At 71.1% G+C, this 13,560-nt stretch carries 9 protein-coding genes; 8 read left to right on the top strand and 1 reads right to left on the bottom strand.

The genetic code is table 11. The annotated features are described in order from the left end of the window. Positions 1 to 7: 7 nt before the first annotated feature. The gene (eccCa, locus tag F8R89_RS01645) at positions 8 to 3,997 is read right to left on the bottom strand and encodes a type VII secretion protein EccCa (RefSeq protein WP_151782246.1); all 3,990 of its coding nucleotides are present in this window, start codon (positions 3,995 to 3,997) and stop codon (positions 8 to 10) included. A gap of 449 nt (positions 3,998 to 4,446) precedes the next feature. Between eccCa and eccD the strand changes: the two genes are divergently transcribed. The 8 genes from eccD (at position 4,447) to F8R89_RS01605 (ending at position 13,560) form a co-directional block, all read left to right on the top strand. After that, positions 4,447 to 5,853 (top strand): type VII secretion integral membrane protein EccD, encoded by a 1,407-nt coding sequence (gene eccD / locus F8R89_RS01640; protein ID WP_151782245.1) that lies wholly within the window; start codon positions 4,447 to 4,449, stop codon positions 5,851 to 5,853. A 40-nt stretch (positions 5,854 to 5,893) separates the two neighbouring features. Then, complete coding sequence (eccB, locus tag F8R89_RS01635) at positions 5,894 to 7,456, top strand: type VII secretion protein EccB (RefSeq protein WP_151782244.1); 1,563 nt, start codon at positions 5,894 to 5,896, stop codon at positions 7,454 to 7,456. 466 nt (positions 7,457 to 7,922) lie between these two features. Next, on the top strand, positions 7,923 to 8,258 hold the full coding sequence (locus F8R89_RS01630; protein WP_055620470.1) for a hypothetical protein: 336 nt from the start codon (positions 7,923 to 7,925) through the stop codon (positions 8,256 to 8,258). 87 nt (positions 8,259 to 8,345) lie between these two features. Then, a complete protein-coding gene (locus F8R89_RS01625) occupies positions 8,346 to 8,654 on the top strand; it encodes a WXG100 family type VII secretion target (RefSeq protein ID WP_062672674.1) in 309 nt (102 codons plus the stop codon). Between the two features lie 122 nt (positions 8,655 to 8,776). After that, positions 8,777 to 9,247 carry a type VII secretion system-associated protein gene (locus F8R89_RS01620; protein ID WP_151782243.1) on the top strand — a complete coding sequence of 157 codons (471 nt, stop codon included), beginning with the start codon at positions 8,777 to 8,779 and terminating at the stop codon, positions 9,245 to 9,247. 27 nt (positions 9,248 to 9,274) lie between these two features. Continuing rightward, positions 9,275 to 12,553, top strand: coding sequence for an AAWKG family protein (locus tag F8R89_RS01615; protein ID WP_151782242.1), 3,279 nt, complete (start codon positions 9,275 to 9,277; stop codon positions 12,551 to 12,553). 177 nt (positions 12,554 to 12,730) lie between these two features. Beyond that, positions 12,731 to 13,186 (top strand): YbaB/EbfC family nucleoid-associated protein, encoded by a 456-nt coding sequence (locus F8R89_RS01610; RefSeq protein ID WP_151782241.1) that lies wholly within the window; start codon positions 12,731 to 12,733, stop codon positions 13,184 to 13,186. Next, the gene (locus F8R89_RS01605) at positions 13,186 to 13,560 is read left to right on the top strand and encodes a hypothetical protein (RefSeq protein ID WP_151782240.1); all 375 of its coding nucleotides are present in this window, start codon (positions 13,186 to 13,188) and stop codon (positions 13,558 to 13,560) included. Before F8R89_RS01610 ends, F8R89_RS01605 begins: the two co-directional genes overlap by 1 nt.

Raw genomic sequence — 13,560 nt, 5'->3', positions numbered from 1 at the left:
TCGTACCTCAGCCCTCCTGTCCGGCTGCCTGCTCGACCAGCGCGGTCTGCATCAGGCGCGCCTTGCGGCGGGCGATGTGCAGGGCCCGGCCCGGCGGCAGGTTCACGGGCTTGGCGTTGCCGAAGAGACGGCCCTCCGTGGGCGGGCAGGAGAGCAGGATCGCGGGGTTGTTCGCCTCGTCCATCCGGCGGATGAGGGCGTCGCTCAGGCCCCTGCCCGCGCCCATGGCGCTCCGGGCGACGACGAGGTGCAGACCCATCTCGAAACCGAGCGTCAGATGCTCGAAGAGCGGCTCGAAGGGACTCTGGAACGAGTTGCTCGAGACCATGTCGTAGTCGTCGACCAGGATGAACAGACGCGGCCCCGACCACCAGTCGCACGCCCGCATCCGGGCGGGGGCGATGTCCGCTCCGGGGACGCGGGTCTTCATCGCGCGGGCGGCGCCGTCGACGGTCTCCTTGAGGTTGTCCAGGGAGATGACGTGCCCGATGCGGTACTCCTCCGGGATGCCGTCCACCAGGGTGCGCCGGTAGTCCACCGCGATGATCTTCGCCTCGTGCGGGGCGTAGCGGGCGGTGATGCCCGCGGTGATCCGGCGCAGCAGATTCGTCTTGCCGCTCTCCGTGTCACCGACCACGATCAGGTGCGGGGTACGGCTGAAGTCGTGCCACACCGGCTCCAGGGCGTCCTGGTCGATGCCGAGGGGCAGCCGCATACCGCCGCCCTCGGTGGGCTCGGGCGCGGGGAGTTCGGCGAGCGGCAGCCGGTGCGGCAGCATCCGGACCTGCGGGGCGGCCGGGCCCGGCCAGTGCCTGGCCACCTCGCCGACCAGGTGGGCGACCCCCTCGCCGAGGTCGTCGAGGGAGCCGCTGCCGTCCAGCCGGGGCAGGCCGGCGAGGAAGTGCATCTTGCTGTCGGCGGTGATGCCCCGGCCCCCGGTGCGGGGCACCGAGCGCGCCTTGCGGGTGTCGATCTCCGAGTCCATCGGATCGCCCATCCGCAGTTCCAGGCGGGTCGCCGCCTGGTCGCGGACCTGCGCGGACAGCTCCACCCAGCGGGTGGTGGTGATGAGCAGATGGATGCCGTAGTTCAGGCCGCGTGCGGCCAGTTCGTTGAACTTCGGCACCAGGTCGTCGTAGTCCTGGCGGACCGTGGACCAGCCGTCGACCACCATGAACACGTCGCCGAACGGCTCGTCGGGGAACTCACCGGCGGCGCGGCGCCGTCGGTAGGACTGCATGGAGTCGATGGTGTGGTCGACGAAGAACTGCTCACGGCGGGCGAGCAGCGTCATGACCTCGGCGACGGCCCGGTGCACCCGTTCCGGGTTGAGCCGCGCCGCGACGCCGCCGACGTGGGGGAGCGCGGCGAACTGGGAGAGGCCGCCGCCACCGAAGTCGAGGCAGTAGAACTGGATCTCGGCCGGGGTGTGGGTGAGGGCGAGCGCCGCGATCAGGGTGCGGGCCAGGGTGGACTTGCCGCTCTGCGACCCGCCCGCGATGGCGACGTGGCCGCCGGCCCCCGACAGGTCCACGACCAGCGGGTCGCGACGCTGCTCGAAGGGCTTGTCGACCAGACCGACGGGCACCCGCAGCCGGCCCGTGCCGGACCAGCCCGCGGCGCTGAGGCCGCGCTCGGGGTCGGGGGCGATGCCGGGCAGCAGGGCGTCCAGCGGTGACGGCTCGTCCAGCGGCGGCAGCCACACCTGGTGGGCGGCGGGGCCCGAGTCGCGCAGCCGGTCCAGGGCGACGTCGAGCAGGGTCTCCTCGTCCCCGCTCTCCTCGGCCGCCGGCTCCGGAACGGGCGTGGGGTCGAGCGTGCGGGGCACCACCCAGCCACTGGTCCACGGCACCACCTGGCTGGCCACCCGGGCCTGCACGACGGCGCCGGTGCGACGTCGGTAGGTGCCGGAGGAGTAGGCGGCACGGAAGCGCGTGAGAGCCTCCACACCCGACTTGAGATAGCCGCTGCCCGGCTGCGCGGGCAGCTCGTAGGCGTCCGGCACACCGAGCACGCCCCGGCTCTCCATGGCGGAGAAGGTGCGCAGGCCGATCCGGTACGACAAGTGGCTCTCCAGCTGGTGCATCCGGCCCTCGTCCAGGCGCTGCGAGGCCAGCAGCAGATGCACGCCGAGCGAGCGGCCGAGTCGGCCGATCATGACGAACAGGTCCATGAACTCGCGGTGCGCCGACAGGAGTTCGCTGAACTCGTCGACCACCACGAACAGGCTGGGCAGCGGGGTGAGGCCGGCGCCGCCCGCCCGGGCGCGTTCGTACTCCAGGGCGGAGGTGTAGTTGCCGGCGGCGCGCAAGAGCTCCTGACGGCGGATGAGTTCGCCGTGCAGCGCGTCCTGCATACGCTCCACCAGGGCGACCTCGTCGGCGAGGTTGGTGATGACGGCGGACGTGTGCGGCAGTTCCTCCAGGCCGAGGAAGGTGGCGCCGCCCTTGAAGTCGACCAGGACGAAGTTCAGGGTCTCCGAGGAGTTCGTCAGGGCGAGGCCCAGGACGAGCGTGCGCAGAAGCTCGCTCTTGCCGGAGCCCGTGGCGCCGATGAGCATGCCGTGCGGGCCCATGCCGCCCTGCGCCGACTCCTTGATGTCCAGTTCCACCGGGCGGCCGTCGACGCCGACCGCGATTGGCACCCGCAGCCGTGCGGAGCCCGTGTGCCGGGCGAACAGGGCCTTGGTGTCATGACGGTGCAGATCGGGGATGCCGAGCAGTGTGGTGAGCTCCACGTCGCTGTCCAGCGGCTGCGCGATGTCGGTGCCCAGACTCATACGGCGGGAGGCGAGCAGCCGCGCCAGCGACTCCGCGCCGAGCGGGCCGAGCCGGTCCGGCCGGCCGAGCGGTACCGAGCGCTCCTTGCGGCTGCGGTCGGTGCGCACCAGGTTCACCTGGTCCGGCCCGGCGGTCAGCCGCAGCGTGTTGCGGCCGGGCCGCCAGCGCAGCGCGCCGGAGACGTCCAGCACGACCGCGTTGCGGTAGCCGTGGCCCTCCCAGCGGTGCCCCTCGGGGACGGTGACGCCGTCCAGGACGACCACGGTGTACGGCTCGTCCCGCCCCGGCCGGGCGTCCGGGTCGAAACCGGGGCGCTCGGCGAACTCGGCACCGAGCAGGTCGTCCAGCTCGGTGAGGTCGGACGTGATCCGGCGGACCTGCCCGGCGCCGTCCTCCTCGTGCGGATCCAGGGCGTGCGGCAGCCACTTGACCCACTCCCAGTCGGCCCGTCGCTCGTCGCTCACGCAGAGCGCGATCCACAGCTCCTCCGGCGCGTGGAACACGGCGAGCTGGCCGAGGGCGGCCCGCAGCAGAGCGCGTACGGCCTCCTCGCCGGCGCCCCCGGACGACGACGAGACCGCGGACGCCCCGTCCGGTGCCGTCTCGGGGCGCAGCAGCACGCGCGCCGACGACCGCAGATAGAGACCGAGGGGCTGTTCCGGAATCGTCGAGTAGGCGCGGATGAAGCGGCGCAGGGCGTGGGCGCAGAGCGGTTCGAGGTCCTCCACCGGGCGGGTGGACACCGGGTTCAGGGTGAGGGCGAGCTGCTGTTCGCCGACCGCGAGGCGCACCTCGCCGAAGTCCTCGTCGGCCGGGCGGCGTTCCCACAGCCGTGACGTGCGGGCCAGCGAACGCAGGGAGGAGGGCTCCGGATGGCGCCAGGCGAGCGCCCGCTGCTGCTCCACGATGGTCGACCGGACCCGCTTGCGGATCTGCGCCAGATAGCGGAGGTAGTCGCGGCGTTCGCCCTTCAGCCGGTGCTTGCGCTCACTGGAGCGGCGCATCAGCTGGCCCAGCAGCATCGCGCCGGCGGACAGCGCCATGACGCCCATCGCCAGGTAGATGAAGACGCCGTTGCCGCCGCCGGGACGCAGGAACATCAGCATCATCGACACCGACATGAGCGCCATCGGCAGATAGGTCCATATCGCCGAGGTGTCGGGCACCGTCTCGGCGAGGACCGGCGGCTCCTGGAGGGTCAATTGCCCTTCGGGCATCTCGGGACCGCGCCTGCGCGCCGGCCGGCGAAACAGCACCACACTCAAGGAACAGAACCTCCGGTTTCACTGGCTTTCCGGCCCGCGCCGAATACCGGGACTCCGGTACCCGTAAAGACCGCACCGCTCATTTCCGGGGACCCGGGTACGCGGTGAACGCCGGATGAACGATGTGAGCGGAAAGCAGGGAATGGTCAGCTCTCCCACCATTCGACTGCATACCGGACAGGCGGCCCGGTCCCCAGCATGTTCCGGCGAGCGTAGGCAGTAGTGTGCATTCACGAAACGCGACCTGTCCACGCGGGAGCGGTGGTTGCCGGTCTCGCGGGCACAATTGCCCTGTCCGACCCCCCTGTTCGGGCCGTACGGACCTTCCGTAGTCTTCGCACTGCCCCGTGCGCGGGGAAGTCCTCCTGTCAAAACCCCCAAGGAAGACGAGAGTTCAGCTGATGACCGACAGCGCGGTGGCCGAACTGTGCCGCCTCACCGTACGCGCGCCGAGCGTCTCCGTCGATCTGGCCGTGCCCGCCGACGTGCCCGTCGCCGATCTGCTGCCCACGCTGCTGCGTTATGTCGGCGAGGAGGTCGAGGAGGCCGGACTCGACCACGCGGGCTGGGCGCTCCAGAGACTCGGCGACGCCCCCCTCGACGAGGAGACGACCCTCGCGCGGGCCGGGCTGGCCGACGGGGACGTGCTCTATCTGCGCCCCCACACCGAGGCCCTGCCCGAGGCCCGGCTCGACGACCTGGTGGACGGGATAGCCGACACCGCGGGCCGCAGGCTGCACACCTGGCACGCCGAGGCGGCCCGCGGACTCCTCGTCGGCGCCACGGTGGCGACCGTCACGGCGGCCCTGGTGCTGGTGTTCTGGCCGGGAGCGGCCGGTTCCGGCTCCGTCCGGGCCGCCTGCGCCGCAGTCGCCGGGCTCCTGCTGCTGGCCGGCGCGGGAACCGCCAGCCGCGCGGTCGGCGACCGCCTGTCCGCGACCGCGCTCGGGCTGCTGGTCGCGCCCTGCCTGGCACTGGCCGGCTGGGTGCTGCCCGGCGGTGATCTGACCGGCCCGGACGCCGCGCAGGTCGCGGGCGCGCGGCTGCTCGCGGCGGGCGCGGCCGGAGCGGGCGGCGCCGTGCTCGCGCTGGCCGCCACCGCGGTCGGCGCCCCGGCCCTGCTGGGCACCGCGGTCGTGTCGGTGGCCCTCGCGATCTCCGGCGCCCTGATCGGCTACACCGACCTGCGGGTACCGGCCGCGGTGGCCCTGGTCGCCACGGGGTTCGTGCTCGCGGCCGGGACGGTGGCACCGTTCGCCTTCAAACTGGCCGGGATGCGGATGCCCGCCCTGCCCTCCTCCGCCGGCCAGCTCCAGGAAGGCATCGAGCCCTACGCGGGCAGCGACGTCGCCGAACGCACGGAGCTGGCGGGACGCTGGGTCACCGCTCTCTTCGCCGTCACCGGCGTCATCGCCGCGGGAGCCCTGGTCGTCCTCGCCGAGCGCCCGAACCTGCCCGAGGTGCTGACGGCGCTCGCACTGAGCCTGCTGATGCTCCTGCACTCCCGGGGTCTGGTGCACATCGGGCAGCGGCTGACCCTCGCGGTGCCCGGGATCTGGGGGCTGCTCCTGCTCGCCCGCAGCTGGGCGGTGGACAGCGAGGCCGACGGGCGACTGGTGGTCTTCGCGGTCCTGCTCGGCGCGGCCACCGCGCTGGTGATCGCCGCCTGGACGGTGCCGGGCCGCCGGATGCTGCCGTACTGGGGCCGGGCCGCGGAGGTGGCGCACACAGGGATCGCGGTGGCGCTGCTGCCGCTCAGCCTGTGGGTGGCGGGCCTCTTCGGCTGGCTGCGCGGCCTGTTCGGCTGACCCCCACCGCACTCCGGCACAGGAACGACTAGGAGAGGCCGTGCAGTCCAAACGCGACCAGGTACACGCCCACACCTTCATGATGGGCAGGCTCAGCTCGGGCCTGCTGATGGCCGACCCGGACGCACCGGAGAGCCCGCTGGGACGCACCACACGCGGCGTGGTCTTCGGCGTGCTCGTCACCGTCCTCGTCGGGGCCGGCGCCACCGTCTACGGCCTGCTGCGGCCCGGAGGCAACGACGCCTGGCGCGACGACGCGCACCTCGTCGTCAACCGCGACACCGGCGCGCGCTACCTGTGGACCACCACCGACGGCGTGCTGCATCCGGTCCGCAACTACGCCTCCGCCCGCCTCATCGGGGGCTCCGCCCTGGAGTCCGTGGACGTCTCCTCGGCGTCGCTGAGCGACGTACCGGTGGGCGCCCCGGCAGGCATCCCCGGCGCCCCCGACACCGTGCCCGAGCCCGGCCGACTCGACGACGGTGCCTGGCACATGTGCGTCACGGGCCCCGACGGCGCGCTGCCGGACACCTCGGGCGCCGTCGCGAGCACCGGCGTGGAGAAGCCGGGCGCGACCACCCTGGTGGCCGGGGCGCCGCTGGACTCCAGCGGTATCGGCGGCGGTCGCGGAGTGCTGGTCGAAGGGCCCGACGACACCGAGTACCTGGTCTGGAAGGGGAGCCGGCTGCCGTTGGACCGCGCGTCGGACGCCCGCAACGCCCTCGGCTACGGTTCCGTGCGGCCGATGCCGGTCTCGGCGGCCTTCCTCGACGCCCTGGCCCCCGGTCCCGTCCTGAGGCCGCCCGCGGTCGAGGGGCGCGGTGAGGCCGGCCCCGAACTCGGCGGGAAGGCCACCCGGATCGGCCAGGTGTTCAAGGTCGGCGTCCCCGGTGGCGACAGCACCTACCACTTGCTGCGCAAGGACGGTCTGGTGCCGCTGACCCGGCTCGGCGCCGCCCTGGTCCTGGGCGACCCGGCCACGCAGAAGGACGCCTACCAGGGGCGCTCGCCCGAGGTGCGTACGGTGGGCGCCGACGCGTTGCGTGAACACCGGGCCACGACGGAGGGCGCCGCCTCGCCGGAGCTGCCCGACGCACCGCCCGTCCCGCAGTCGGCGCCGCGCGGCACCGCGCTGTGCGCACAGGTCGACGGCGACGACGGCGGAGTCCGGATCAGGTCGGTACTCGTACAGCTGAGCAGTCTGGCCCCGGTCGCGGTGTCGGAGGGCACCGCCCAGCCGCTGAAGCCGGCCTGCGTCCCGACCGACGCCACGGTGGTCCGGCCCGGCCGGGGCGCCCTGGTCCGTGCCCTCAACGCCAGCGGCGCCGCCCACGCCGGGACGAGCTACCTGGTGGCGGAGAACGGCGTCAAGTACCGCGTCCCGTCGAAGAAGGCGCTGGCCGCGCTCGGTTACGAGGCCGCGGACATCGCCTCCGTCCCGGCGCCGCTGCTGGCGGCTCTCCCGACCGGCGCGGACCTCGACGCGGCCGCCGCGTCGGGCGTCGCCGAGCCCACGGTGACCGCTCCGCGGTGCCTCCCGTCCCCGGAGCGGAGACGGGGCGCGGCGAGCGCCGTCGGGGACAACGCGGACACCCCGCGCTGATCACGGCAAGGAGCGCATTCGGTGCCGATGAAAGGAAAAGGGCGGGGGCGGCAGACGTATTGAGCCAAAGTCGTCGCCGACGGTGTGAAGTTCGTCCCAGCCGTCGGGGAACGGCCCGTGGTGGAAACCTCAAAGAAAGCTCAGATATTCACGGCCGGCCGTGCCCTCGGAATCCCTGGGAAGCGTCTGCAATGCCGGATACGGCCGTTCGTGAAGCCCGTTCGGCTTCCTCCGGTGCCCGCTTCGCGCCCGCCTCGCGTCTCCCGCGCGGGGCCGTGCGCCGGGTGCCCGAGAGGCGTGTTCATATCGCTGAAACCTGGCCTCAACTCCTGTGCCACGCAGGAATTCTGAGACAGACCGACCGAAGCTCAAATCTTCCCTGGGCGCGTTGCGCGGAACACCGGGTTCTCTTTAGCCTCAGCGGGCAACCGCGTGACGAGACAGGGCTGAACGAAGGGAGCGCGACATGGCGGACAGCGCCGCGAGGAAAGCGGACTATGCCAAGGGCTTGGGGGGTGTCTCCTCGCTGGAGTCGGCCCGGAACCAGGTCGAGAAGATCCAGAACAACGTCGCCGAGATCGCCGCTCGTTCGGGCGTCGGCGGCGACGAGGGCCAGGCCCTGCTGAAGCTCTTCCGCAGCTGGAACGCCGAGGCGCAGAAGGTCGTCATCCAGATCAGCAAGATGGTCGACGCGCTCCAGGAGAACGTGACCTCCGCCAACCGTCTGGCGCAGGAGAACCAGGACCTGACCGAGGTCCTCAACAGCAAGACCAGCCAGGGCGTCTTCGAAGCGCTGCGCTGACCCGACCGGCAGCACCGGCCCCGCCACGGCGAGGCCGGACCCCTTGAGCTTCCCGGGCCGGCGCCCGGCCGTACGAGAGGAGACGTCATGGCCGACGGCATCATCGACGTGCAGTACCCCGTGGTCCGCAACGCCATCGAGGAATTGATGGCGCAGACCCAGCAGATCATCACCACCCTCAACAACCTGGAGGACGAGCTCAAGCCGCTCGTCACCTCCTGGGAGGGCTCCGACCAGGAGACCTACCGGCAGGTCCAGGCGGAGTGGGACCAGGCCACCAAGAACATGGCCCAGCTCCTCGGCGACAACGGCGAGCTGATCCAGACCATCCACGACAACCACTCCCGTGACGAGCGCAGGAGCGCCGACAACTGGGGCAACGTGCGGGCCCGTTAGGGCATCGCCGGAGCTTCCTCCCCGTCGAGGCTTCGGCGGCGCGGCCCGGCCGTCGTCCGTGAAGGGGGCGCCTGCCGGGCCCCCGTGTCCCCGTCCGGCACCAAGCGTCAGGAGTGCGTCCCATGGCCGGTGAGAAGGCCGACGTCAAGCATTTTGACCTCAAGCAGATGGAGAACTTCCGGGACAACGAGGTTCAGCCGGTCCACACCGCCGCGAAGAAGCACAAAGAGCAGGGCGACGGGTCCCACATCCGTCCGCTCGGCCACCTGATCGACGGCCACACCACACCGGACAACCTCGCCCAGGACAAGCAACTCCTGCGCATCGGCAGGATGGTGACCGAGCCGCTGGTCTCGGGACCGAAGCTGATCGAGGACATCCGCACAGCGGCCGAAGCCATCGACAAGCTGCTCGGCGACCAGATGGACCTCTTCAAGGAACTGAAGGAGGCCCTCACCGAGACGATCGAAGAGGCGAACAGGACCAAGGACAAGAACCTCGACGCGATCGACGCCCAGACGCTGCTCCAGACCTTCGACGAGGTCGACACCCTCACCGCCGGCGGCACCGGCGCCCCGGGCGACAAGGCCTGACCCCACCGACCAGAAAGGGCACCACCGGTGGCAGATCGGTACGATCCCAACTCCGTCGCCAACCTAGACAAGTTCGACAGCGCCGGCGACCCGTCGACCGACACCTGGGCCACTCTGGTCACCCACATCACCGGCTATCCCGTCCCCGACCGCAACACGGTCTTCGACTCCCTCCGTTCCGAGCACGGCGGCAAGCTGTTCCGGATGGACATCAAGGAGCGCAGCCTCAGCCTGCTCGTCAAGGACTCCGGGTTCCTGACGAACAAGGGCGAGGACTACGACATCTGGTTCTTCGACAGCGGCAAGAAGCGCTCCATCATGCAGGCCCGGATCGTCTTCGAGGGCCGGGTGAAGGCGGGCGAGGAGATCATCTTCGCCAGTCCCGGATCGGACAACGTCCACGACGCGCAGGTCCGTGAGGGCAACGAGTTCACGGACTACAACAAGGACAAGATGAGCACGATCCCGCTCGCCCGGTACATGAACGGGCCGCGGGCGGCGCTCCTCGCCCTCCTGGGCGGCAACACCGCGGACGCCCGGTTCAGCAACCTGGGCGTGCCCGGAGCCGACGTCGTGGACCTGAACTCCTTCAACACCACCGGGGAGTCCTTCGACTTCGCCGCCAAGTTCTTCAGGGACCACGCGATCGTGCTGAAGGACTGGGAGGACCGCTTCGGACGGGACGACGCGAGCTGGAAGGGCGAGGCCGCGGAGGTCTTCCGCAGCCTGCTGAAGAAGATCCGCGAGAACTACGACAGTTACGTCGAGACCTTCGACGAGACCCCCACGGCCGGCGAAGGGACCGGCGGCACCGTGTACTCGCGCGCCCTGTCACTGGGCCGCAAGTACCTTGAGGACGCCGCGAACAAACTGCTGGAGGCATGGCTCGCCTGGGCCAAGTCGCCGTACTACGACCCTCACCAGGTCCTGCGCTACGTCCTGGACGACCTCGCCCAGTGGGTGGACGCGAACAACGTGGCCAAGACGGACATCAAGTCCTCCTCCACCCGCTACACCACGACCATCAGCCACAGCCCGCAGGCCGGCTTCACCCAGGTGCACCCCGAGTACGGCGACCTCACCGACATCGCGAACTGGGCGAAGGTCGGTGACGCTGCCGTCAAGATCTGGAGCCAGGGCGTCAACGAGTACCTGGGCAAGCCGGCCGCCGAGGTGCAGTCGAACCTGAACAACCACTTCCTGGACCTGGGCGGCGACTTCTCCGGCAACGTGCCGAAGCCGAAGTCCACGAGCACCGCCTCGGAGGAGTACGAGAAGAAGAAGGCCAAGGAGGAGCAGGAGGAGATCAACCGGCAGAACGAGGAGAACCGCCGGTACCAGGACGAGCTGCGCGCCGAGCAGGAGCGGCAGCGCGAGGAGGACCGCAAGTACCAGGACGAGCTGCGTGCGGAGCAGAACCGTCAGCGGGAAGAGGACAAGAAGTACCAGGACGAGCTGCGTGCGGAGCAGAACCGTCAGCGGGAAGAGGACAAGCGGCTCCAGGACGAGCTGCGCGAGGAGCAGAACCGCCAGCGCGAAGAGGACAAGAAGTACCAGGACGAGCTGCGCGAGGAGCAGCGGCGCGAGCAGGAGGAGGCCAAGCGCCTGGCCGAGGAGCAGGCCAAGGCCATGGAGGAGAGCCTCGGCGGCATCAACGACCCGAACAGCGTCACCCGGCAGAACCTCGACGGCCTCGACGACCTGCTGAACCAGAACAACCCGGTCACCGAGAGCCTCGGCGACCTGGGTGACGTGAACGCCCGGGGCGGCGACGAGGCCTTCACGTCCACCCCGCCCCCCGGCATCACCAACCTGGGCAACCTCGGAGCGGTGAACACGGGAGCGGGCGGCTCGAACAACGCGAACAACGACGCGATCACCCAGAACCTGGGGAACCTCGGCGGCCTGAACGCGAACGGCGGTCCGGTCAAGACGCCCGGCGGCGGCACGACCCAGTTCGACGACGGCAAGCTCACCACCGACTTCCCGGACGGCAGCAGCACCAGCTTCGACCCGGACAGCGGGGTGCTCACCACCACCCACCCGGACGGCAGCGTCACCACGCAGGACCTCGGGGACGGCACCCGGGTGACCAACCCCGACGGCTCGGTGACCAGCCTCGGCGACGACGGCAGGCTGACGACGACCTTCCCCGACGGCAGCGTCCAGACCGTCGACCCGTCGACCGGGCAGGTCACCACCACCGACCCCGACGGCACCACGACCACTCAGAACCTCGGCAGCCTGGGCGATCTCAACAGCGACGTCAACGCGGATCTGCCGGACATCGACTCCGACCTGCCCACCCAGTCGGAGACCGACCTCGGCGACCTGGGCAACCTCAACAGCGACGGGGGCGGCCTGGAGACCCCGACCGGCGGCAGCACCCAGCTCAGCGACGGCGACATCGCCACCACCTTCCGCGACGGCAGCAGGATCAGCTTCGACCCGGACAGCGGTCTGCTCACCAGTACGGCCGCGGACGGCACCACGACCACCACCGATCTCACCCACGGGGCGACGGTGAACAACCCGGACGGCTCGCGGACCAGCCTCGACAACGGCATGCTGACCACCGAGTTCCCCGACGGCAGCAAGCAGGTCATCGACCCGGACACCGGGATCGCCACCGTCACCGATCCGCAGGGCAACACCGAGCGGATCGACCTGCACGATCTCAACACGTCCGGAGGCCGGGACACCTCGGACCTCCTCGACGGCCTCGGCGATCTGGAGAGCGGCGGCCTCCGCGACACCGGAGGCGATACCTCCGTCCAGGACCTGTCCCTCTCCGACCTGGGTGTCGGCGGCGGAGCGGGCGACGGGGCATCCGGTGGCGGCATCGGGGAGAGCCATGTGACCGCGGACGGCTCCGGCGTGGCCATGACGGAACCCCTCTCGGACGGTGCCGCCGAGAGTGCGGGCACACCGCTCGCCCCGGCCGCCGGAGCCCCGGGAGCACCCGGCATGCCCGGCAGCCCCGGCATGCCGATGGGCGGCATGGGCGCCGGGGGCATGGGAGCGGGCGGCGACAAGGGCAACGGCGAGCGGGTGCGCGCCGTCCTGGTCGACGCGGCCGAGGAGAGCGAACGCCGCAACCGCCGCCGCCGCAGCCCGTGGAACCGTCAGGAGGACGACGACACCTTCCTCGCCCCCGCCTCCCGAGTGGCGACCACCGGCGGCGACTCCCCGGAGGAGGAGACGCAGCCCGGCCGCGGCAGGGTCACCAGCTCCGACTACCTGGAGGAGGACGCCGACGTGTGGGGCACCGAAGAGGGCGGCACACCCGCCGTCATCGGACGGTGAGCCTCGCCGGGCGAGGCCGGGGCACCACACGGAGACGCATCACACCCTGCCCCCGCTTCCGCGGCGGGGGACTCACCGGGCATGATCAGCAAGGCAGTTGACGGACCGCGGGGCAGCCGGCGGACGCGGGGCACGACCGGGCGCACACGGCGACCGACGGGGAAGGAAGGAGCGGGCGTGACGGAACCGCTGGAGAAGCGCCTCGAGAAGGCGATGGCCGAGCTCCAGGCCGCCCAGGAGGCGGTGGCACGCACCGAACGCGAGCTGCGCCAGGCGTCGTTCGCGGTGCTCTCCTCCGACCGCGCGGTCCGCGCCACGGTGGGCCCGCAGGGCGAGCTGTCCGGGATCGAGTTCCTGGAGAACAAGTACCGCGACATGTCGCCCCAGGAACTGGCGGCCAGCGTTCTGGAGGCGGCGAACGCGGCGCGCCTGAAGATGAACCGCCATGTGATGAAGGCGATGGCTCCCTTCACCGAACCCAGCAGCGGCGTACCGGAGCTGAAGGGCTTCGAGCTGGACTGGGAGCGGATCTTCGGACCCGAGGTGCTCCGCGACGACGACGAGGACACGAGCCGCGACAGCGGGGCCACCCCCGCCTGGCGGGACGCGCTCGGCGAGGACGGGGAGGACTGATGGGACAGCGGTACTACGCCGACCCGAACCGCATCGAGGCCCTGGCCAGGCAGCTCGAGGAGATCGGCACCCTGGCCAGGAACATCACCGAGGAGTTCCTCGACGACCTGGCGCCCACGGTCAGCTGGCCGGGCACGGAGGGCGAGTTCGCGGAGAAGGCCAAGCCGCAGGAGCAGAAGGAGCGCCAGACCACGAAGGAGACGATGCTGTCCATCCGGGACGCGGTCGTGGGCATCACCGACGCCACGGTCAGCCAGGTCCGGATGATGAAGGAGACCCGCGACCGCCACATCGAGGACATCGAGCGGGTCGACCGGCGCATCGAGACCGACGGCCTGAACGGCGACGGCCCGGGTGGGCATGGCCGTCGCTGA

Origin of the sequence: Streptomyces sp. SS1-1, assembly GCF_008973465.1 — a bacterium.
In the GTDB taxonomy this organism is placed as follows: domain Bacteria; phylum Actinomycetota; class Actinomycetes; order Streptomycetales; family Streptomycetaceae; genus Streptomyces.
The sequence above is the reverse complement of the archived record's forward strand: the minus strand, read 5'-3'. Positions and strand labels throughout refer to the sequence as shown.

What these genes read in the sequence shown, in the direction of transcription:
- F8R89_RS01605 (WP_151782240.1), top strand. Translation starts at nt 13,186, where the DNA reads ATGGGACAGCGGTACTACGCCGACCCGAACCGCATCGAGGCCCTGGCC.
- eccD (WP_151782245.1), top strand. Translation starts at nt 4,447, where the DNA reads ATGACCGACAGCGCGGTGGCCGAACTGTGCCGCCTCACCGTACGCGCG.
- eccCa (WP_151782246.1), bottom strand. Translation starts at nt 3,997, where the DNA reads ATGCCCGAAGGGCAATTGACCCTCCAGGAGCCGCCGGTCCTCGCCGAG.
- F8R89_RS01620 (WP_151782243.1), top strand. Translation starts at nt 8,777, where the DNA reads ATGGCCGGTGAGAAGGCCGACGTCAAGCATTTTGACCTCAAGCAGATG.
- F8R89_RS01630 (WP_055620470.1), top strand. Translation starts at nt 7,923, where the DNA reads ATGGCGGACAGCGCCGCGAGGAAAGCGGACTATGCCAAGGGCTTGGGG.
- F8R89_RS01625 (WP_062672674.1), top strand. Translation starts at nt 8,346, where the DNA reads ATGGCCGACGGCATCATCGACGTGCAGTACCCCGTGGTCCGCAACGCC.